Annotated in this window: 20 protein-coding genes; 13 read left to right on the top strand and 7 right to left on the bottom strand. The window is 72.0% G+C overall.

Annotation, left to right across the window (positions count from 1 at the left end; genetic code table 11):
* Positions 1-76: 76 nt before the first annotated feature.
* On the bottom strand, positions 77-691 hold the full coding sequence (locus ACIRSS_RS29180) for a DUF1707 domain-containing protein (RefSeq protein WP_400901910.1): 615 nt from the start codon (positions 689-691) through the stop codon (positions 77-79).
* Between the two features lie 86 nt (positions 692-777).
* Between ACIRSS_RS29180 and ACIRSS_RS29175 the strand changes: the two genes are divergently transcribed.
* The 3 genes from ACIRSS_RS29175 to ACIRSS_RS29165 are packed head-to-tail and all read left to right on the top strand — an operon-like array spanning position 778 to position 2,771.
* Positions 778-1,200: a protein-tyrosine phosphatase family protein gene (locus tag ACIRSS_RS29175; protein WP_400900405.1), complete on the top strand. Its 423-nt coding sequence runs from the start codon at positions 778-780 to the stop codon at positions 1,198-1,200.
* A 5-nt stretch (positions 1,201-1,205) separates the two neighbouring features.
* Positions 1,206-1,829, top strand: a complete 624-nt coding sequence (gene upp / locus ACIRSS_RS29170; protein ID WP_285455977.1) for a uracil phosphoribosyltransferase — start codon at positions 1,206-1,208, stop codon at positions 1,827-1,829.
* A 3-nt stretch (positions 1,830-1,832) separates the two neighbouring features.
* Positions 1,833-2,771, top strand: coding sequence for a pentapeptide repeat-containing protein (locus tag ACIRSS_RS29165; protein ID WP_400900403.1), 939 nt, complete (start codon positions 1,833-1,835; stop codon positions 2,769-2,771).
* On the opposite strand, the gene ACIRSS_RS29160 is transcribed toward ACIRSS_RS29165, so the two are convergent.
* On the bottom strand, positions 2,753-4,132 hold the full coding sequence (locus ACIRSS_RS29160; protein WP_400900401.1) for a hypothetical protein: 1,380 nt from the start codon (positions 4,130-4,132) through the stop codon (positions 2,753-2,755). The genes ACIRSS_RS29165 and ACIRSS_RS29160 overlap by 19 nt on opposite strands.
* 76 nt (positions 4,133-4,208) lie before the next feature.
* Here ACIRSS_RS29160 and ACIRSS_RS29155 point away from each other — a divergent pair, with 76 nt between their 5' ends.
* Positions 4,209-4,784: an RNA polymerase sigma factor gene (locus ACIRSS_RS29155; protein ID WP_400900399.1), complete on the top strand. Its 576-nt coding sequence runs from the start codon at positions 4,209-4,211 to the stop codon at positions 4,782-4,784.
* Positions 4,781-6,031 (top strand): hypothetical protein, encoded by a 1,251-nt coding sequence (locus tag ACIRSS_RS29150; protein WP_400900397.1) that lies wholly within the window; start codon positions 4,781-4,783, stop codon positions 6,029-6,031. Before ACIRSS_RS29155 ends, ACIRSS_RS29150 begins: the two co-directional genes overlap by 4 nt.
* Here ACIRSS_RS29150 and ACIRSS_RS29145 read toward each other — a convergent pair.
* Positions 6,004-6,621, bottom strand: a complete 618-nt coding sequence (locus ACIRSS_RS29145; protein WP_400900395.1) for a TetR/AcrR family transcriptional regulator — start codon at positions 6,619-6,621, stop codon at positions 6,004-6,006. The two genes, ACIRSS_RS29150 and ACIRSS_RS29145, sit on opposite strands and share 28 nt — an antisense overlap.
* A gap of 83 nt (positions 6,622-6,704) precedes the next feature.
* On the opposite strand from ACIRSS_RS29145, the gene ACIRSS_RS29140 reads away from it, so the two are divergent.
* The 8 genes from ACIRSS_RS29140 (at position 6,705) to ACIRSS_RS29105 (ending at position 15,425) form a co-directional block, all read left to right on the top strand.
* Positions 6,705-7,106 carry a MerR family transcriptional regulator gene (locus ACIRSS_RS29140; RefSeq protein ID WP_086673859.1) on the top strand — a complete coding sequence of 134 codons (402 nt, stop codon included), beginning with the start codon at positions 6,705-6,707 and terminating at the stop codon, positions 7,104-7,106.
* Between the two features lie 50 nt (positions 7,107-7,156).
* Positions 7,157-8,080, top strand: a complete 924-nt coding sequence (locus ACIRSS_RS29135; RefSeq protein ID WP_400901908.1) for an aldo/keto reductase — start codon at positions 7,157-7,159, stop codon at positions 8,078-8,080.
* A 289-nt stretch (positions 8,081-8,369) separates the two neighbouring features.
* Positions 8,370-9,911: an NAD(P)-binding domain-containing protein gene (locus ACIRSS_RS29130; RefSeq protein WP_400900393.1), complete on the top strand. Its 1,542-nt coding sequence runs from the start codon at positions 8,370-8,372 to the stop codon at positions 9,909-9,911.
* A complete protein-coding gene (locus ACIRSS_RS29125) occupies positions 9,911-10,981 on the top strand; it encodes an alpha-hydroxy acid oxidase (protein WP_400900391.1) in 1,071 nt (356 codons plus the stop codon). The genes ACIRSS_RS29130 and ACIRSS_RS29125 overlap by 1 nt, the downstream gene beginning before the upstream one ends.
* The gene (locus ACIRSS_RS29120) at positions 10,978-12,243 is read left to right on the top strand and encodes a cytochrome P450 (protein ID WP_400900389.1); all 1,266 of its coding nucleotides are present in this window, start codon (positions 10,978-10,980) and stop codon (positions 12,241-12,243) included. The genes ACIRSS_RS29125 and ACIRSS_RS29120 overlap by 4 nt, the downstream gene beginning before the upstream one ends.
* Entirely contained in the window at positions 12,240-13,520 is a 1,281-nt protein-coding gene (locus tag ACIRSS_RS29115) for a cation:proton antiporter (RefSeq protein ID WP_400900387.1), read from the top strand. Before ACIRSS_RS29120 ends, ACIRSS_RS29115 begins: the two co-directional genes overlap by 4 nt.
* Positions 13,521-13,584: 64 nt before the next feature.
* Positions 13,585-14,232, top strand: a complete 648-nt coding sequence (locus ACIRSS_RS29110) for a response regulator transcription factor (protein ID WP_400900385.1) — start codon at positions 13,585-13,587, stop codon at positions 14,230-14,232.
* The gene (locus ACIRSS_RS29105) at positions 14,229-15,425 is read left to right on the top strand and encodes a sensor histidine kinase (RefSeq protein WP_400900383.1); all 1,197 of its coding nucleotides are present in this window, start codon (positions 14,229-14,231) and stop codon (positions 15,423-15,425) included. The genes ACIRSS_RS29110 and ACIRSS_RS29105 overlap by 4 nt, the downstream gene beginning before the upstream one ends.
* A gap of 47 nt (positions 15,426-15,472) precedes the next feature.
* Here the strand turns inward: ACIRSS_RS29105 and ACIRSS_RS29100 are convergent, their stop codons facing one another.
* The 4 genes from ACIRSS_RS29100 to ACIRSS_RS29085 form a co-directional block, all read right to left on the bottom strand.
* Positions 15,473-16,765, bottom strand: coding sequence for a hypothetical protein (locus ACIRSS_RS29100; protein WP_400900381.1), 1,293 nt, complete (start codon positions 16,763-16,765; stop codon positions 15,473-15,475).
* A 33-nt stretch (positions 16,766-16,798) separates the two neighbouring features.
* Positions 16,799-18,088, bottom strand: coding sequence for a histidine--tRNA ligase (hisS, locus tag ACIRSS_RS29095; protein WP_400900379.1), 1,290 nt, complete (start codon positions 18,086-18,088; stop codon positions 16,799-16,801).
* 21 nt (positions 18,089-18,109) lie between these two features.
* A complete protein-coding gene (locus ACIRSS_RS29090) occupies positions 18,110-18,493 on the bottom strand; it encodes a hypothetical protein (protein WP_400900377.1) in 384 nt (127 codons plus the stop codon).
* 363 nt (positions 18,494-18,856) lie between these two features.
* A complete protein-coding gene (locus ACIRSS_RS29085; RefSeq protein ID WP_400900375.1) occupies positions 18,857-20,020 on the bottom strand; it encodes an amidohydrolase family protein in 1,164 nt (387 codons plus the stop codon).

Raw genomic sequence — 20,020 nt, 5'->3', positions numbered from 1 at the left:
GTCTAGGCGGCGGGTCCGGCACCGCGAGCCCCCGTTGGTTGTGACGCTGGGTGCGTGACGCGTCACAACGCCGAGGTCAGGCCCCTTCGATCTGCGGCGGCTCGTCCCGCTTGGCCGGCTTCCGGTACACGACCACCCCGCCCCAGAACCCGAGCCCGTTGATCTTCACCGTCGGCGCCGTCGGCGGGGCCGGCGGTGCCCCCGACTTGTCCTCCAGGACGAACCCGCCCATGAACCCGATGCCCGTCACGTCGACGTTGATGTCGTCCGGGACCGTGATCTGGATGCCGCCCATGATCGCGATCGCCGTGATCGTGCAGTGGCGGTCGGCGAAGCGGGCCTGGCGCAGGTCGATCTCCGTGCCGCCCCAGAACGCGAAGCTCGTGTGCTGCGGGGGCAGGACCCAGCTGCCCTTGCGGACCGCGCCGGACATCACGCCGATCGACACCGGGCTGCCCGGGTGGCCGCCGATGCGCTGGTCGGGGAAGCCCAGGGCGCGCGTGGTCGCCGGCTCGATCGCCCCCGACGTCGACGGCAGGTCCTCCGTCACGGGTTTGAGCTCGCCGACCGTCTTCGCCGCGTACACCGTCGAAAGGCGTTCTTCCAGCTCGTTGACCGTGATCCGCCCTTCCGAGAGGGCGTTGTGCAGCACCTGGGCGACGCGTTCGCGGTCCGCGTCGGAAGCCCGCATCTGGTCGGGCGTCAGTTCGCTCACCCGGCGGAGCTTAGCGGCGAAAACCACCCACCGTGTCCACCTTCAGGAGGACACTGACCCCTATGGTCGAGTTTCCGGACGGCACCCGCGTAAGGGGGCGAGGTCTCGCCCGCCCGCGACCCGACGAACCCGAGCCGGACTTCGGGCTCTACCTGGGCACCAGCCGGCTGCGGCGCAAGCACGGCGGGGGCATCACCTGGCCGCACGAGTGGGTGACCTGGCCCGACTTCCTGCTGCCGACGAACCCGAGAGAAGCCCGCCGGCAGATCAAGGCCCTTCACGAAAAGGCACGAACCGAGACCGTCGAAGTCGCCTGCTACGGCGGTGCGGGCCGGACCGGGACGGTGATGGCCTGCCTGGCGATCCTCTCCGGCGTCCCCGCGGACGAAGCCGTCGCCTGGACCAGAGAGCACTACCACGAACGCGCCGTCGAAACGCCCTGGCAGCGCGGCTGGGTGAAGAGCTTCGCGAAACGGCTAGATTGACCAGCATGGATGTGCACGTCGTCGATCACCCCCTCGCGAAGGCCCGGCTCTCCACGATGCGCGACGCGCGCACCGACAGCGCCGCGTTCCGGGCCGCGCTGCACGAGCTGACCGTCATGCTGGTCTACGAAGCCACGCGCGACGTGCCGGTCAAGACCGAGCGGATCCACACGCCGGTCGCGCGCACCGAGGGCTACACGCTGGCCAAGCCGCCGCTGCTCGTCCCGGTGCTGCGCGCCGGGCTCGGCATGGCCGACCAGGCGCACAAGCTGATCCCGGACGCGCAGATGGGCTTCGTCGGCCTCGCGCGCGACGAGGAGACGCTGAAGCCGACGCCGTACCTCGAGTCGCTGCCGGAGTCGCTCGCCGACCGACCGGTCATGGTGCTCGACCCGATGCTCGCCACCGGCGGCTCGATGGAGTACACGATCCGGCTGCTCACCGACCGCGGCGCCGACGACGTCACGGCCATCTGCGCGCTCGCCGCGCCGGAAGGCCTGGCGCACCTCGAAAAGACCGGCCTGCCGGTCCGCGTGGTCACCGCGAGCATCGACGAGCGCCTCAACGACTCGGGGTTCATCGTCCCGGGTCTCGGCGACGCCGGTGACCGCCAGTACGGCGCCGTCTGAGCCTTGCCCGTACTCAAGTGGCGGTGGGTCGCCGCCGCGGGCGCCGCGGTCGCGGTCGTCACGGCCGGGCTGCTGTGGTTGCTGCTGGGCTGGTCCGGGACGCCGGACGCGCCGGTGCGCATCGACGCCGTCAAGACGGCGTTCGGCATCGGCGCCGGCGCGGGCGGCGTCTTCGCGCTGTGGCTGGCGACGCGCCGCCAGCGCACGATGGAGCTGCAGCTCGCCGAGACGACCCGCGTCGCGGGCGTGACCGAACGCGACCTCGAGGAGCGGCGGGTCACCGAGCTGTACACGAAGGCCGTCGAGCAGCTCGGCAACGACAAGGCACCCGTGCGGCTCGGCGGGCTGTACGCGCTCGAGCGGCTCGGGCAGGACAACCCGAAGCAGCGCCAGACGATCGTGAACGTGCTCTGCGCGTACCTGCGGATGCCGTTCAAGGCCCGGGACGTCGGGCTCAAGGGCAGCGCGGCCCGCGACCTGGCCGACGACCCCGGGGACAGTGAACTGCTCGTTCGGCTGGCCGTGCAGGAGCTGCTCAAGACGCACCTGACCCAGGACGCGGTGGGCTACTGGCCGGGGATGTCGATCGACCTGCAGCGAGCCACGCTCGTCGACTTCCGGCTGAGCGGCTGCACCCTGGCCGCCGCCGACTTCAGCCGTGCGCGGTTCGTCGGGCAGCTCCACATCCGCGGCACGCGCTTCGCCCGCCAGGTGGGGTTCTACGGCACGGAGTTCCGCGACATCGTCAACTTCGACCGGTCGGTCTTCGAGGAAGGCGCTTTCTTCTCCCGGGCGCACTTCGCCGGCAACGTCCGCTTCACCCGGGTCCGCTCCGGGGGCCGGTTCGAGTTCTCGCGCACGATCTTCGAGGAGGGCGCCGACTTCGAAGGCGGCGAACACGCGGAACTCGATCTCGCGGACGCTCAGTTCGGTACCAGGTAGAGCTCCTGCTTCCCGAGCGTCGGCGCGTCGAGCGTCCAATGGGCGAGCGCGTCCGGCGGCGGGCTCGGCAGGCGCCGCAGGACCAGGTCGGGCCGCCGCGGCCGGACGTCGAAGTCGAAGAACGCGTAGTCGACACGCAGCGCCGCGCGGACCCAGCGGTTCCCCGCCCCGCGGGCTTCGATGGCCGCGGGGAGCAGGCCGCGGTCGGCGAAGACGTCGACGATCGCGCACTCGCACGTGTACGCCAGCACGCCGATTTCGCCGGCGCTGCCGACCACCCGGCCACCGGCCAGACCACGCAGGTCGCGGCCGATCTCGGCATAGCGAGCCGTGGACGCGTAGTTCGACGTCAGCGGCGCGAACTCCCGTGACGAGCCCGCGTACGCGACCACGGAAGCGGCCACCACCGCGAGGACGGCTCCGGTCGCGACGCGGTGAGAAGCCGCCCACGCGCAGGCGCACACTGTCGCCGTGGTGATCACCGGCCCGTAGTACCAGTGGTAAGGCGGAACGTTCAGCAGCACGTACGCGCCGTAGTAGAGCGCGCCGCCCCAGGCCAGCGACCTGAACGGCCGCAGCCGGAACGCGAACGGCACCACCGCGAGCGGCAGGAACGACAGCACCGTCGTCCACCAAGCAGTGCGGGCGTAGAAGAGCGGGCCGTTGCCGAAATCCCAGTCGCCCCAAGCACGTTGCGCGCCCTGCAGCGTCTTGATCACGACCGTGTCGGGCACCGCCGCGCCGAGCACGACCCAGCTGAACACGAACCACGGCAGCGCCACCAGGAGGGCGCCGAGCACTGCCCGGCCGGAGCGCACGGAGAAGCCCAAGACGACCGCGAAGATCAGCAGGTCGAGCCGGACGAGCGCGAGCGCGCCCGCGGTGAGCCCGAAGGCGAGCGGACGCCTCTCGGCCGCGAACACCGTCACCCACCCGAGCACCGCCGAGCCGAGCGCGACCTCCAGCCCGATCGACGACAGCAGCAGCGGGTTCGCGGTCAGCGCCGCGAACGTGAGCGCCGGGAACCAGCGCGGCAACGCCGTGCCGAGCCGTCGCAGGGCCAGGACGAGCGCGACCTGGCTCAGCACGTACAGCACTCCGGCCGCGAAGACGGCGTCCCGCACCACGAACGTCAAGGCCGCCAAGGCGAGGACGTTCGCCGGGGACGTCGCGGAGTTCGACGTCGCGTCGGCCAGCAGTCCCCAGTGCCCGTGGAAGGCGAGGTTGCGCGCGTAGGCGAGTGTGATGAACGTGTCGTCGATGAGGTGCGGGCGAGCCAGCGCGAACACCAGCGCCGACACGCACGCGACGGCGGCGGGCAGCCGCAGCCGAAGGTTGTCCGTGGTCCGGACCTGCTCCATGATCACGACCGGAAGTGGCCGTCCGGTCCGCGTAAGTTGCGCGCAACATCCCGGCCGGTGCCGGCCACTGAGGGGTGTGACCAGCCATGCGACGGGGGCGCCGGTGGACGATCGGGTCCTGTGGGACCGAGCCGCGGGCGGCGATGAGGCGGCCTTCGGCGAACTCTTCGAGCGGCACGCCGAAGCCGTCTGGAACCACGCCTACCGGTTGACCGGGTCGTGGAGCGCCGCCGAGGACCTCACCTCGAACACGTTCCTCACCGCCTGGCGCCGCCGCGCCGACGTGACGCTGGTGCGCGACAGCGCGCTGCCGTGGCTCTACACGGTGGCCGGCAACGCCGCCCGCGACGAGCACCGCGGCGCGAGACGGCGGCTGCGGCTGCTCCGGAAGATCCCCGACCCGCCGGTGGTGTCCGACCACGCCGACGCGGTGGCCGAGCGGCTTGACGGCGAGGAGCGGCTGCGCGAGATCGTCGAAGCCGTGCGGGGGCTGCCGAAAGCGCAGCGCGCGGTCGTCGAGCTGTGCCTGCTCGGTGACCTGAGCGTCGCCGACGCGGCCGCGGCGCTGGCCGTCGCCGAGGTCACCGTCCGCGCCCACCTGTCCCGGGCCCGCGCACGCCTGCGCACGCTGCTGAAGGAGGCAGAGAAATGAGCGACGACCTCGGTCTCCCGCCGCGGCGCGCGCTGCCGGACGACGTCCGCGACCGGCTGCGCGTCGAAGTCCGGCGAGGCATCGGGAAGCGCCGGCCGCCCCGCGTCTGGTACGCCGCCGCGGCCGCGGTGCTCGTCCTGGCCGCGGGCGCGGTCGTCGCGACGCGGCAGCTGCGGCAGCCCGCCGAGGTTCCGCCCGCGGTCACCGGCGGCCTGACGCTCGACGCCCGGCTCGCGACCGCGGCGCTGGACCGCTGCTGGGCGGCGGTCCAGGCCGCCGGCAAGACGGACCGGGTGCCGCCGCGCGAGGAGTGGGTCCCGCTGTTCACGGAGGTCTTGGCGGCGGACTCGATGGTCGCGGCGACCGCGGCGGGCAAACCGATGTTCTGCGAAACGACCGAGACGACCGTGACGCTGTCGGACCCGGCGGCCACGCCCGCGTACGCGCCGGGCACGCGCACCGGGCTGCTGCTGCGCAGCCCGACCGGGCTGGTCGGCGGGGTGCTCGACCCGGCCTGGCCCAAGGCGAGCCTCGCGGTCACGACGCCCCGGGGCTCGAGCGGGAACGAGCTCGAGGCCTCGCCGGTCAGCCGCCAGTTCGCGGCGTTCACCCGCGTCGGGCCCGGCCCGGCCCGGGTCGCGCTCGCCGACCTCGGCGCCGGAACGCCCCGGCAGGTGGACCTGCCGGCCGCGCCGGCGCCCCTGCTCGCGGTGACCGACCGCCCGGAGCCGGCCGACCGCACCTCGCCGGCGGGCCGCGCGCTGGGCGACTGCCTGGCCGACGCCGAAGAAGTCGTCCCGGACGCCGCGGCCTACCGGCCCGGGCCGCTCCTTCGGGACGACGACTACCAGGTGGTCATGGGCCGCCGGGGCGACCGGGTGATCGTCTGCACGCGGGAGCCGGACTACCAGCATCCGGGGCAGACCCAGGCCCGCGTCTACCCCGACCTGGCCGAAAACCGGCAGAACCCGGCCCGTGTCCTGAGGGTGAGCACGCTCGGCGCCCGCGAGGCGGGTGCCCCGGCGGGGAAGGCCCGCAACCCGGTCCCGGTGGCGCTGCCCGTCTCGGCGACCGCGGCGGCCTTCGGGTTCGCAGCCGGCGCCGAAGCCGACGTGGACGTCGTCGAAGGCATGGCCCTGGCCTGGTTGCCGGACGGGGTCGCCTGGGCCCCGGACGCGAAGGTGCACGTCCTGGCCCGCGACGCGCAGGGCAAGGTCGTCTACGACGGGTCGCTGCGGCTGCTCTGACGGCGCAGCCAGCCGGAGGCGTTCGCGCGCAGGGCCGTCTCGTAGGAGCCCGTGACGTCGAACTCCTCCGGCAGGTTGCCGGTCAGCTCGAGGGAGACGAGCCCGTGCACGACGGCCCAGCAGCCGACCGCGACCGTCTCCGGCGGGACGTCGAGGAAGACGCCGTCGGCGATCGCGCGGCGGATGATCGCTTCCAGGGGCTCGAGCGTCTTGCGGGCGAGCTTCTCGGCGTCTTCGTTGGGCTCGAACCCGGGCACCGACCTGGTGAACATGATCCCGTACAGGTTCGGGTCGGCCAGCGCGCTCGCGCGGTAGGCGCTGCCGAGCGCGACGAGGTCCTCGACCGCGTCACCGGTCAGCGCGGTGCCGGCCATGCGGGCGCCGAAGCGGCGGAAGCCCTCGGTGTAGAGCGCGTTCACCAGATCGGGTTTGCTGCCGAAGAGGGAGTACACGGCGGTGGTCGACGTCCCGGCGTCGGCGGCCAGCTTCCGCAGCGAAAGCGCCTTCGGCCCGTCGGCCGCGATGAGCTCACCGGCGCGGTCGAGGAGCTTCAGCCGGAGGGCTTCATCATGCGTGCGTGGCCGTGCCATCCACAGAGCGTATCGCAACGGTGTTATTTTTAGCGAGAGCCGGGAGTTGACCTGGAGTGCACTCCAGGTCGTAGTGTCGGCTCATGAGCTACTCGATAGCGGAAGCCGCGCGACGTAGCGGACTGTCGATCGACACCCTCCGGTACTACGAGCGCATCAAACTGCTCGACCCGCCCGCCCGGGACACCGCGGGCCGCCGGGCGTACTCCGACGACGACCTCAACTGGCTGGGGTTCCTGACCAAGCTGCGCACCACCGGGATGCCCATCAAGAGCATGCGCGAGTACGCGTCGCTGCGCCGCCACGGCGTGGCCAGCGCGGGCCGCCGCAAGGCCTTGCTGGTGGAGCAGCGCCGGTCGGTCGCCGAGCGGATCGCCGAGCTGCAGGGGTGCCTCGACATCCTCGACTACAAGATCGACAACTACGCCCAGGTCGAGCGCAACGTGCTCGGCGTGGAACCCGGCAGGGAGGAGATTTCCGCGTGAAGACCAGGAAGCTCGGCGGTCTGGAGGTCGGCGCCCAGGGGCTCGGCTGCATGGGGATGAGCCAGGCCTACGGCGTCCGCGACAACGACGACGAGTCGATCGCGACGGTCCACCGGGCTCTCGACCTCGGCGTCACGCTGCTCGACACCGCGAACGTCTACGGCGCCGGCGCCAACGAGGAGCTGGTCGGCCGCGCGATCGCCGGCCACCGCGACGAGGTCGTGCTCGCGACGAAGTTCGGCATCGTGTGGACCGACGGCGCGATGGGCGCCCGCGGCGACGCTGCCTACGTGAAGCAGTGCTGTGACGAGTCGCTGCGCCGGCTCGGCGTCGACCACATCGACCTGTACTACCAGCACCGCGTCGACCCGGACACGCCGATCGAGGAGACGTGGGGCGCGCTGGCCGAGCTGGTGGCGGCCGGGAAGATCCGGTACGCCGGGATTTCCGAGGCGAGCGCGGCGACGATCCGCGCCGCGCACGCGGTGCACCCGGTGACGGCGCTGCAGAGCGAGTGGTCGCTGTGGACGCGGGGCATCGAGGGCGAAATCCTCGACACGTGCCGCGAGCTGGGCATCGGCGTGGTGCCGTTCTCGCCGCTGGGCCGCGGGTTCCTGACGGGCGCGGTGAAGTCGGTCGCGGACCTGCCCGAGGACGACATGCGCCGCGGCCTGCCCCGGTTCGCCGAGGACAACTTCGCGCGCAACATGGCGATCGTCGACGCGCTCCGCAAGCTGGCCGAGGAGAAGGGCGTCACGGCGGGACAGCTGGCGCTCGCGTGGGTGCAGTCACAGGGCGAGGACGTCGTCCCGATCCCGGGGACCAAGCGCCGCAAGTACCTGGAGGAGAACGTCGCGGCGGCGTCGCTGGAGCTGACGGCGGACGACTTGGCGGCCATCGCGGCGGCGGCTCCCGCGGACGCGATCGCGGGGGAGCGCTACCCGGAACGCCTGGCCCGCGCGGCCGGGAAGTGAGCACTGACCGTGGACTGCCTCGGGGGCGAGGTGGTCCACGGTCAGCGTGCTTCCGGGGGCGCCGGTGCAGGTGCTGCGGGGTTGTCGTTCACGCGGGGCGAATGGGTGATCCGTCCTCGGAGGCTGTGGCCCCTCATGTTCGAACTCTTGTCACGTCCACGGGTACACCATCTCGCGACAGGGACTACCAGCCGGGCGCGGCCGGGAAGTAACGCGCCTCTGAGCCTTTTCTGAGATCTCCGGAGCAGGCTCGGCGCCGATCAAGGTCGGTGCCGAGCCTCAGGAGGTCGTGGTGGAGGAAGTGCTCGATTATCTGGTCGTCGGGGCGGGGCCCGCGGGGGTGCAGCTGGGGCAGCACCTCGGCCACGCCGGGCACCGGTACCTCGTGCTGGAGGCCGGGTCCGCGCCCGGCCACTTCTTCGAAAGCTTCCCCCGGCACCGGACCCTCATCTCCATCAACAAGAAGCACACCGGGTACGCCGACCCGGAGCTGCGCATGCGGATGGACTGGAACTCGATCCTGGCCGAAGGGGACGCCGAGCCGGTCGTCTTCACCGACTACAGCGAGAAGCTCTTCCCGGACGCCCCGGACTTCCTCCGCTACATCGCCGACTACGCGGCGAAGCACGAAGTCGACGTCCGCTACGACACCCGGGTGACGCGCATCCGCCGGGACCCGGAAAGCGCTCTCTTCATCCTCACCGCGGGTGACGAAGAGTTCCAGGCGCGACGGCTGATCATGGCCACCGGCGTCACCAAGCCCTACCTCCCGCAGTTCCCCGGCGTCGAGCTGATCGACCAGTACGTGGACGTCGACGTCGACCCGAAGAGCTTCACCGACCAACGCGTTCTCGTGCTGGGCAAGGGAAACTCGGCGTTCGAGACCGCGGACAACCTCATCGAGACGGCCGCGGTCGTGCACGTCGGCGGCCCGCGGCCGGTGAAGCTCGCCTGGCGCACCCACTTCGTCGGCCACCTGCGTGCCTACAACGCCGGCATCCTCGACATGTACCAGCTGAAGCTCCAGCACGCGATCCTCGACGGCGACGTCCGCGAGGTCCGCAAGGACGCCGACGGCTACCACGTCAAGTTCGCCTTCGCCCGCGCCGACGAGGTCATCAAGGAAATCCGCTACGACCGCGTGATCGGCTGCACCGGCTTCCGCTTCGACGCGTCGCTGTTCGACGAGGACTGCCGCCCGCAGCTCACCATCAACGACCGCTTCCCCGCGCAGACGCCGGACTGGGAGTCGGTGAACGTGCCCGGCCTCTACTTCGCAGGCACGATCACGCAGGTCCGTGACTTCAAGAAGGCCACCAGCGCGTTCATCCACGGCTTCCGCTACGGCGTCCGCGCGCTGACCAAGGTCCTGAACGAGCGGCACCACGACAGGCCGTGGCCGAGCACCGAGCTGCCCGCCAAACCGGACGCGCTGACCGACGCCGTGATCACCCGGATCAACCGGACTTCCGCGCTGTACCAGCAGTTCGGCTTCCTCGGCGACGTCCTGGTCGTCGACGGCGACACCGCCCGCTACCTCGAAGAGGTGCCGGTCGACCGCGTCCTGGCCGATCCTCCGGACGACGCCTACGTCGTCACCCTGGACTACGGGCCCGACCACGACAAGATCGACCCGTTCGACTTCGTCGCGCGCGCCGCCCAGGACCAGGCCAACGACACCGGCGAAGGCCACTACCTGCACCCGATCGTCCGGCACTACCGCCGCGGCGAGCTCGTCGCGACCCACCACGTCACCGAGAACCTCGAGAACGAGTGGGACAAAGAGGTGCACGTCGAGCCGCTGACCGCGTTCTTCACCCGGGAGCTGTGATGCGGACGGTCGCGGAGTTCGAGGCGGCGGCCCGGCAGCGCCTCGACCCGGTGCACTACGACTACTTCGCCGGCGGCGCGCAGGACGAGATCACCGTGGCGGAGAACGAAACGGCGTTCAAAAAGCTGCGGTTACTGCCTCGCGTCCTGCGCGGCAGCGACAAACGGGACCTGAGCCTGACCCTGCTGGGGACGCCGTCGTCGATGCCGATCCTCGTCGCGCCCACGGCGTTCCACCGGCTCGCGCACGCCGACGGCGAACTGGCCACGGCGCGGGCGGCGGCCCGCGCGGGCACGATCATGATCGTCAGCATGGCCGCCACCACGGCGATCGAGGACATCGCCGCGGCGGCGCGCGAGGTCGCGCCGGATCCGGGCCTGTGGTTCCAGCTCTACCTGCAGCCGGACCTGGAGTTCACCGAGGCGATCGTGCGCCGCGCCGAAGACGCCGGGGTCAAGGCGTTCGTCGTGACCGTCGACTCGCCGGTGCTCGGCCGCCGCGAGCGCGACGACCGCAACGACTTCCACGACCTGCCGCCGGGGCTGGTCGTGGAGAACCTCCGCAACCTGGGGGAGAACCGCAGCGGCGGCAACGCCAGCCACGTCCGCGAGATCGTCATGTCGGCCGGGCTGAACTGGGACCACATCGCGTGGCTGCGGGGCAAGACGAAGCTCCCGGTGCTGATCAAGGGCGTGCTGCACGCCGAGGACGCGCGGCTCGCGGTGCACCACGGCGTCGCCGGGATCGTCGTGTCCAACCACGGCGGCCGCCAGCTCGACACCGTGCCCGCCACGATCGACGTGCTCCCCGAGATCGCCGCGGCGGTCGGCGGGGCGATCCCGGTGCTGCTCGACGGCGGGATCCGCCGCGGCACCGACGTCGTCAAGGCCCTGGCCCTCGGCGCGGACGCGGTCGGCGTCGGCCGCCCGGTCGTGTGGGGCCTGGCCGCGGGCGGGCGCGAAGGCGTCACGCGGGTCCTGGACCTGCTGCGCGACGACTTCGACCAGGCGCTCGCGATGTGCGGCGGCCGAACCCCGGCCGACCTGACCCCGGACCAGGTGCGGCGATGATCGGGAAAGCACTCGCCGCCGCCGCGGTGGCGACCGCGCCCGCCTGGCTGCCCGCCCGGGTCGTCGCGCTGCGGATGAAGATCTTCGCGCTGGTCAACGGCCAGGACACGGTGACGATCCCGGGGGAGCAGGTCGGCCCCGCGGACTTCAAGCGCGTCTACGCCGACCCGGCGGCGAACGGCCGCAGCCGCGGCGCCGCGCTGTCCGACCTGTTCTGGTACTGGCTCGCGCCCGGACCCCAGGTGCACCAGGAGCACCTGGAAGCCGGGCCGCGCTACGACGAGGTCGCCAAGTGCACCCGGCACATCCTCGTCCGGTCCAAAAAGGACTCCGAGGAGCTGGCCCGGCGCGTGGCCGCGCACGTCCTCGACGGCGTCCGGCCCGGGCTCGTCCGGTTCCGCGACGCGATGATGCCGATCTGGGCCGAGCTGTACTACGAGCTGGTGTTCGAGGAACCCTGCCCGCCCGAGGCGCGCGACCTCATCGTCGGGCACGCCGACGACGTCGTCTCGGCCCTGAAGTGCGTGCGGCCGCGCAACATGCGCCGCCGGGCCCGGCTCACGAAGTACCTGCGGCGGCGCCTCGCCGACGTCCCGCACCCGCTGCCGCAGTCCCTGACGCCGGAGGAGCAGGCGTTCTACCTGCAGGGGACGTTCTTCAACACCGCCGTCGTGCAGATGTCGGAGGCGATGGCGCACCTGCTGGTGATCATCGCGCAGCGGCCGGACGTCCAACGGCGGCTCGCCGAAAACCCGGACGACGACGCCTACCTCGACCGCGTCATCGACGACGGCCTGCGCGAATACCCGCTGTTCGGCATCGCGCACCGGATCTCCACCGCGGACATCGAGCTCGAGCACCTGACGATCCCGGCGGGAACCGTCCTGTGCTTCAGCTACCCGGGTTACGCCGCGCAGTCCGGGAAGGACGATTTCATCCCGTTCGGCGTCGCGCAGAACCGCGCCTGCCCGGCCCGCGGGCTGGCCCCGCCGACCATGCGCGTCGTGACGCGCGAGGTGCTGCGCCGGTTCAGCCTCGCCTCGACGGCCGGGCACACGCGCTCGATCCCGAACCGCGGCCCGGCGCTGCTCACCCCGCGCGGCGCGCGCACCCGGCGAGCGCCGCTGGCGTGGCTCGCGGTCCGCGACCGCTGGGAAGACGTCTGGCGCAGCTTCGCCCAGCTCCTGTTCGGCACGTACATGGTCCTCGACGCCCGTCGCCAAGCCTTGTGCACCACCTACTTCGCCGGAGGTAACTCATGACCCCGTCCGAGGCGGCACCCACGTTCTTCCTCGCCGTCGCGGTCATCCTCGTGGTGTGCCGGCTCGTCTGCGCGGTCGCGGTGCGGCTGGGCCAGCCACCGGTGGTCGGCGAGATGATCTCCGGCGTGCTGCTCGGCCCGTCACTGCTGGGGCTGGTCCTGCCGGGCGTGCAGACGGCGCTGTTCCCGGACGGCATCCGCCCGCTGCTCTACGTCGGCGGCCAGATCGGCCTGGTCATCTACATGTTCGGCGCGGGGTACGAGTTCAGTCTCCGCAGCATCCGCGGCTCGGCGAAGTCGGTCGGCGCGATCTCGGCCGCGGGCACGGTGGTGCCGCTCGCGCTCGGTGTCGGCGTCGCCGTGTTCGGCTCGACCTGGGCCGGCATCGGCAAGGACGGCGTCTCGCTCGCGACGTCGGCGGCGTTCGTCGGGGTCGCGCTGGCCATCACCGCGTTCCCGATGCTCGCCCGGATCATCACCGAACGCGGTCTCGGCGGCACCCGGTTCGGCTCGCTCGCGCTGGCCTGCGGCGCCCTCGACGACGTCCTGGCGTGGGTCCTGCTGGCCGTCGTGCTGGGCATGCACGCGGACTCGGCCGGGCCGGTCGCGCTGGCCGTGGGCGGCGGCCTGCTGTTCGCGTTGCTGCTCGTGCTCGTCGGCCGCCGGGTGCTCGCGAAGGCGATGGGCAGTGACCGGATCTCCGCCGACCAGAAGATGCTGATCACGGCGTTGACGCTGTTCGCGGCCGCCTGGTTCACCGACGTCATCGGGCTGTACGCGGTGTTCGGCGCCTTCTGCGTCGGCATCGTGTTCCCCCGCGTGCCCGCCGCTGACGCCGTGCTCGCGAAGATCATGCCGATCGGGCGGATCGTGTTCCTCCCGCTGTTCTTCACCTATTCCGGCCTGAACACCCGGTTCGCGCTGCTCGCCGACCCGAGGCTGCTGCTGTTCGCCGTGCTCTGCGTGGTCGTCGCGATCGTCGGCAAGCTCGGAGCATGCTGGGGCGCGGCGCGGCTGGTGGGGGAGTCGCAGCCGGTGGCGTTGCGCGTCGGCACGCTGATCAACGCCCGCGGGCTGATGCAGCTGATCGCGCTCAACGTCGGGCTCGCCGCGGGGATCGTCTCGCCGGCGTTGTTCACGGTGCTGGTGCTCGTCGCGCTCGTCACCACGATCATGACGGCGCCGGTGCTCAGCTGGCTCGACCGGCGCGATACCCGCAAGGGGAGCACCGAGGTGCTCCTGATGGCCGAACCGGTGCCGGTGACCGGGAAAAGTTGACTGTTCAATTTCGGAAAATCACTGCCAGTATGGATGTGTGCACCCCTGCGCAACGAAACCGCGAGTGCTCCTGGTCGAGGACGACCGGGAACTGGCGGGCATGCTCGCCGAGCTGCTCGCGGACGAAGGCTACGAAACCGACGCGGCGCACGACGGGCAGCGGGGCCTGCACCTCGGGCTCACCGGGCACTACGACGTGATGATCATCGACCGCCGGCTCCCGGTACTGGACGGGCTCGAGCTGCTGCGGCAGCTGCGGGCCCGCGCGGTGACCACGCGCGTGCTGGTGCTCTCGGCGCTGGGCGAGCTGGCCGACCGCGTGGGCGGGCTCGACGCCGGCGCCGACGACTACCTCGTCAAGCCGTTCGAGGCCGACGAGCTGCTGGCTCGCCTGCGCGCGCTCGGACGCCGTGACCTCGAGGGCGCGGAGTGCCTGCCGCTCGGCGCGGCGGCGCTCGACCTGCAGCGGCACGAGGTCGTGCTGCCGCGCGGCGAGCGGATCACGTTGTCCGGGCGGGAGTTCGAGCTGCTGCGGACGCTGGCGCAGCGGCCGAAGGCGATCCACCCGCGCGCCGCGCTGCGGACGAACGTCTTCGCCGACTCGACCGGGGAGTCCATTGTGGACACGTATGTCTACTACCTGCGGCGCAAGCTCGGCCGCGACGTCGTCCGGACCGTGCACGGCCTCGGCTACCAGATCGGCGCGGTATGAACCCCGACCCGGAGGAGCGGGCCCTGCGGCGGGCGCGGTGGGCGATCACCGCGCAGATCGCCGTGGTGGTGTCGTTGCTGGTGGCCGTCGCGGGCGGGATCGCCTACGCGATCCTGCTGTCCCGCCAGCACGCCGAGGCCGACCGCACGCTGGCCCGGACGGTCGAGCTGGGGCCGGCGGAGACCCCGCCCGGCTGCGTCTGGCTGTTCACCCCGGCCCTGCACGCGCCCGCGGGCCGGCCGCCGGCCGGGATGCCGATCGCGGCGCTGGACGCGACCGTGCCCGTGGCCGGGGACGTCCACACGGAACGGCGTTCGATCGGCGGCATGACGTACACGATCCGCGTCGAGAACCGCGGCGGTGTCGTCTCGCAGGCGTTCTTCGAGGAGCTGTACCAGATCCAGGACCGCTCGTCGCTGGTGTCCGGGCTGGTGGTCGCGGAAGTGCTCGCGCTGCTGGCCGCGGTGCTGTGCGGCCGGGTGCTGGCCTGCCGGGCGATCCGGCCGCTGGCCGACGCGCTGCGCCGGCAGCGCACGTTCGTCGCGGACGCGTCCCACGAGCTGCGCGCCCCGCTGACCCGCCTGCACACGCGGGCGCAGCTGCTGGCCCGGCGCGCGTCCGGCCGCGACGCGGACGACCTCGACCAGCTGGTCCGCGGCACGCGGGAGCTCGGCGCGGTCGTCGAGGACCTGCTGCTGTCGGCGCGGGCGTGCGACCGGCAGTCGCTGGAGCTGGTGGAACTGGGGTCGCTCGCGGAGGAGGCGGTCGCGGCGGAAGCGGACCGCGCGGGGGAGGGCCGGGTCCGGCTGGCGGTGACGCGCGAGCGGCGGCCGTACGTGGTCCAGGGAGTCCCGACGGCGTTGCGGCGCGTGCTGTCCGCCTTGCTGGACAACGCCTTGGGCCACACCCCGCCGGGCGGCTCGATCGAGGTGTGGCTGGGTGTCCCGGACGAAGGACACGTGGAGCTGCGGGTCCGCGACACGGGGGTCGGCTTCCCGGCGGCCGACGCGGACCGCATCTTCGAGCGTTTCGCCCGCGGGACGGACGGCGACGGCCGCCGGTTCGGCCTGGGGCTGGCGCTGGTCCGCGAAGTGGTGACGGGCCACGGCGGCACGATCGCGGCGGCGGGCCGCCCGGGCGCGGGCGCGACGTTCACGCTCCGGCTACGGAGGGCCGGCGAGGTCAGCCCGTGAAGCCCGGAGCGAAGCGGATTTCCCGCGCAAGCGCCGGCTCCGCCTGATCACCCCCGGTACTGCGGCGAGTCCAGGACCGAGCGGATCCCGCGGGCGATCGCGGGATCGAGGCCCGCGCAGGCGGCTTCGAGTTCCGCCCGAAGCCGCGCCGGGGGTTTCGTCCACACGCGGTCCAAGTGCTGGTAGCAGGCGCGGAGGTCGTGCTCGGCGTCGGCGCCGAGGTCCGCGTCGGCCAGCAGCGTGAGGTCGGTGTGCAGGCGCACCCAGGTGTCGCGGTCGCGCAGCAGTGCCGCGGCCGCCCGTCGCGTGTGGACGGGGTGTTCCGCGCCCAGCAGCTCCCGGAGCTTGGTGACCTCGACGAACTTGCCGCGCAGGAACTCCACGACCTGGCGGGTGACCGCGGGGGAGGGGTCCGTCAGCAGCGGCGGTACCGCCGTCGAGTCCGGCTCGATCCGGCGCAGCCCGCGCACGGCCGTCCGCCGGATCCGGGGACGCTCGTCGGTGAGGTGGCGGTCCAGCAGGGCGGCGTCTTCGGCCGTGCCGGTCTCGCCGAGCCCGGCGAGCACGCCGAAGGACACGGGCATCGCGCGGTAGTGCTCGGCCGGATCACCCCCGGCCTTGAGCACCAGGGCCTGCGCCATCGAGCGGACGGCCGAAGACCGGTCGGCCAGGTACTCCTCCGCCCGGCCGGTCATGGTGAGGGCGCGCATCCGGATCTTCGGCAACCCGCCCGCCAGCAACTCCTCGACGCATTCGCCGCGGTCGAGCAGCGCGTTGCCCGCGATGGCGCGGACCACGAAGTCCTCGTCGCGCGTGGCGATGTCGAGCAGCCGCTCACGCGAAAGGAGACCGAGCGCCTCGCGGTGGGCCCAGCGACGGGTCTCCCGGTCTTCGAGGCCCAGCGCGGCGTCGAGCAGCTCCGGCAGGTTCTCGCGGAACAGGGTGGTCATCCAGTCGTCGACCTCGCGCCGCCGCAGGACGCCGATCAACGGCAGCACCGCGCGCAGCGACGACTCGTCCACTTTGGACAGCACCGCTCCTCGCGCCGCTTCCCGCACCGGCCGGACCCAGTCGACGCAGCGGATCAGCAGCAGCGGCAGCGCTTCGGGATCGGTGCTGTCCGCCAGCAGCTTCACCGCCGCTTCGCGCATCCGGCCGTTCGCGTGGCAAGCGGCTTCGGCCCGGTCCGCCCGCGAGCGGATCGGGTGCTCGCGGGCGGGATGGCCGTACCAGCGCTGGTTGGTCCACCACGCTCGCCGCACGGCCGTGTCGAACTCCGCCCAGCGCCGCACGTCACCGGCGGCGAAGGCATCGAGGTCGGGCATCTCGGCATCGAACACCCCCTCAGCGTGCCAGGGGCGTCGAGCGGGTTTTCAGCTCAGCAGCGCCTGGACCGCCGCGGGGGCGTCCGCGATCGCGACCGGGTTCTGCTCCCGGGTCGCGAGGGAGCGGACCGTCACGTTCCCGGCCGCCCAGTCGTCCTGGCCGATGATCACGACCGCGGCCGCGCCCGCCTTGTCCGCGCGGGTCAGCTCCTTGCCCAGCTTGCGGTGCTCGATCGGCATCGACGTCCGCAGGCCCGCGCCGCGCAGGGACGCCGCCACCGAGCGGGCCGCGTCCGAGAGGTCCTCGGTCACCGGGATCACCATGACGTCGACCTCGCTGCGCGGGGCCGGGGTCAGGCCGTGCGTGTCGAGGAAGTCGATCAGCGTGACGTCGCCCATGCCGAACCCGATGCCCGGGATCTGCTGCGGCGTGAACATCGACGCGAGGTCGCTGTAGCGGCCGCCGCCGAAGAGGGCGCGGCGGTTCTCCGGCGAGGTGTCGAAGACCTCGAACACGGTCGACGTGTAGTACGCCAGCCCGCGCACGATGATCGGCTCGTACTTCACCAGGTCCTTGGCGCCGCTGTTCAGCACCTTGACCAGGTTCGACTGCTCGCGCACCTCGGCCGGGATCTCCTCGAGCAGCGCCTCGCCCATGTCGAGCGTCTCGGCCAGCTTCTCGAACTGCTTGTCCGACAGCCCGATCTCACCGGCGCTCTCGGCCAGCTTCTCGCGCGGGTACTTCTCCCACCGGTCGACGAGCGCGAACACCTGGGCCAGGTGGTCCTCGGAGACGCCGGCGACGTCGGTCAGCGCCGACGTCAGCAGGTTCCGGTCGTTGACGCGCAGCACGAACATGTCCGGCGTCGCGCCCAGCGCGGCCATCATGTCGTGCACCAGCTCGAAGATCTCGATCTCGCAGTTGGCGCTGTCCGAGCCGAAGATGTCGGCGTTGATCTGCCAGTGCTCCCGGACGCGGCCGCGCTGCGGCGCCTCGTACCGGTGGCAGTTCGGGTGGCTGTACCACCGGACGGGGAACGACAGCGACTTAGCGCTCCCGGCGATCATCCGCGCGACCGACGGCGTCATCTCCGGGCGCAGCGCGAGGCGCCGCCCACCCTTGTCGGTGAGGGTGTACAGCTGCTTGTCGGCGAGCTCCTGACCCGATTTCCGCTCGTAGATCTCGGCGGATTCGAGGATCGGGCCGTCGTAGCGGAGGAAGCCGCGGCGCTCCAGGACGTCGTAGAGATGACCGAACACCTGGGTACGCACGGACATTTCGGCGGGCAGGAAGTCCCGGGTCCCCTTGTAGGGCGCGGTCGGCAGGTATTCAGGCACGTCACCAGCTTAACGACCGGTTCAGGCGACGCCGTAGGCGGTGATGAGGACGGCGGCGGCGAGCAGCACGGCGCCGACACTGGTGACGCGCCCGCCTCGCCGGCCCTGGTTGGGGAGCAGGTGCAGGAAGAAGCCGCCGGACTGGGCGAGGATCCCGAAGAGCAGCAGGAAGCAGGCGACCCAGAGGGTGGTGTCGGAGAGGTCGGTCCGGCTGAGGATCTGGAGCGCGACCAGGGCGAGGACGAGCAGAACACCGGCGTGCGCGTGCCCGGCGCGGAACATCGCGCGCTGGTGTTCGGTGAGTTTCCGGTCGCGCAGGACGCCCATCAGGGCGTAGCCGCCGTACATGACGGTGGGCAGCGAGACCAGGGCGATCACGGTGAAGAGCTGGGTGGGTCCGTGCATCGGGGGCTCCTTGTCGGGGTGGTGGGGATACCGTAACACTGTTTTAAAACGGTGTCACCAAGGTTGGCATTCCCCGGTTGGGGAAGTGGCCGGGTGGAGTTTGCCGCGGGGGTGGTGGGGGGTGGGGGTGGCTCGCGGTGGGTGGGGTGTTTGGGGCCCGGGTGGGTGAACGCGGGCGGTGCGAACGGTCCGTTCGTGCGGTGGGGAGCGGCGCGAGTGGCCCTTTCGCGCTGCAGGGCGGGAGCGAGCGGTCCTTTCGTGCTGTCCGGAGGGGGCGAGTGGTCCTTTCGCGCCGCGTGCCCGGCGCGAGCGGTCCTTCGTGCCGCAAACCCCGCGCGAAGCAGCCCCTCCGCGCCCCCAGCCTTAAGCGATAAGCCCCTGAGCCATCACCAGCACCGGATTCCGCAACGCGGCGAGCGAAGCGAGCGGATCCCCCTCAACAACGAGCACATCCGCCGCCAATCCGGCCTCGAGCCGCCCGGTCACGTCAGCCAACCCCAACCCGGCAGCCGAATCGCAAGTGGCGATCTCCAAGATCCGCCGCCGCGAAAACCCCAGCCACTCGTAAAGCTCCAAAGCCCCCACCGGATCGTCGAACACGGACCCCGGCAACCCCGCGTCCGTCCCCGCGAGCAACCGGACCCCGTGCTCCTCCAGCCACGGCAACCGCCCGTACATCGCCTCGGCCGCTTCGTCCCCCAGCTTCTCGACGATCACCCGCCAGTTGCGGCTGCTCGTCGAACACGCCGAAATCCCCGACTCGGCCATCCGCGCGGCCACCGCGGAACGCCGGTCGAACGATCGCGGCCCGGTCAGGAAACTGCAGTGCTCGACCGTCGACACCCCCGCCTCGACCGCCGCCTCGATCGCGTCCGCGCCGTGGGCGTGGGCCGCCACCGGCAAACCGTGCGATGCCGCGTGGGACACCACCACCGACAGCTCGCGCGCGGAGAACTGCGACTCCCACATGTCCGCGCCGCCCTCGGTGATCTGGCCGCCGCTGGCCATCACCTTGATCACGTCCGCGCCCGCCGCCGCGTTCGCGTCGATCAACGCGCGGATCGACTCGTCGGACGTCACCTCGCCGCCGAAGAAGTGGCAGTGCCCGTGCGGCACCGTGATCGGCGGGCCCGACACCAGCAGCCGCGGCGCGGCCGATCCCGCGAACGACCGCCGGACCGCCGCGCCCAGGTGGTCGCGGTCGCCGAGGTCCCGCACCGTCGTCACGCCGCTGCGCAGCATCGACGACAGCCGCGAACGCGCGTCCTCCACGGAAGTACCGGCCTGGAAGTGCGCCAGCATCTCCCGCGACGCGTCGAAAGCCAGGTGCACGTGGACGTTGAACAGCCCCGCCATGGCCGTCGCCGTGGGGAAGTCGTACCGGGCCGCGTCCGGCGCGGCCTGGGGCAGCACCTCCGCGCGCGGGCCCGCCGCCACGAGCACGCCGTCGCGGACCAGCACCGCGCCGTCGAGCACCGGCGCCGAGGGCCGCGGCAGCACGCGACCGGCCGTGATCACCGTGTCCAC

The sequence above is a fragment of the Amycolatopsis sp. NPDC101161 genome (assembly GCF_044768185.1).
Classification (GTDB): Bacteria; Actinomycetota; Actinomycetes; order Mycobacteriales; family Pseudonocardiaceae; genus Amycolatopsis.
This window is presented reverse-complemented; position numbering and strand designations above follow the sequence as displayed.

Coding starts and splice junctions, on each gene's coding strand:
- ACIRSS_RS29140 (WP_086673859.1), top strand. CDS start 6,705: ATGAGCTACTCGATAGCGGAAGCCGCGCGACGTAGCGGACTGTCGATC.
- ACIRSS_RS29145 (WP_400900395.1), bottom strand. CDS start 6,621: ATGGCACGGCCACGCACGCATGATGAAGCCCTCCGGCTGAAGCTCCTC.
- ACIRSS_RS29175 (WP_400900405.1), top strand. CDS start 778: ATGGTCGAGTTTCCGGACGGCACCCGCGTAAGGGGGCGAGGTCTCGCC.
- ACIRSS_RS29115 (WP_400900387.1), top strand. CDS start 12,240: ATGACCCCGTCCGAGGCGGCACCCACGTTCTTCCTCGCCGTCGCGGTC.
- upp (WP_285455977.1), top strand. CDS start 1,206: ATGGATGTGCACGTCGTCGATCACCCCCTCGCGAAGGCCCGGCTCTCC.
- ACIRSS_RS29180 (WP_400901910.1), bottom strand. CDS start 691: ATGCGGGCTTCCGACGCGGACCGCGAACGCGTCGCCCAGGTGCTGCAC.
- ACIRSS_RS29150 (WP_400900397.1), top strand. CDS start 4,781: ATGAGCGACGACCTCGGTCTCCCGCCGCGGCGCGCGCTGCCGGACGAC.
- ACIRSS_RS29120 (WP_400900389.1), top strand. CDS start 10,978: ATGATCGGGAAAGCACTCGCCGCCGCCGCGGTGGCGACCGCGCCCGCC.
- ACIRSS_RS29160 (WP_400900401.1), bottom strand. CDS start 4,132: ATGGAGCAGGTCCGGACCACGGACAACCTTCGGCTGCGGCTGCCCGCC.
- ACIRSS_RS29090 (WP_400900377.1), bottom strand. CDS start 18,493: ATGCACGGACCCACCCAGCTCTTCACCGTGATCGCCCTGGTCTCGCTG.
- ACIRSS_RS29105 (WP_400900383.1), top strand. CDS start 14,229: ATGAACCCCGACCCGGAGGAGCGGGCCCTGCGGCGGGCGCGGTGGGCG.
- ACIRSS_RS29135 (WP_400901908.1), top strand. CDS start 7,157: ATGGGGATGAGCCAGGCCTACGGCGTCCGCGACAACGACGACGAGTCG.
- ACIRSS_RS29125 (WP_400900391.1), top strand. CDS start 9,911: ATGCGGACGGTCGCGGAGTTCGAGGCGGCGGCCCGGCAGCGCCTCGAC.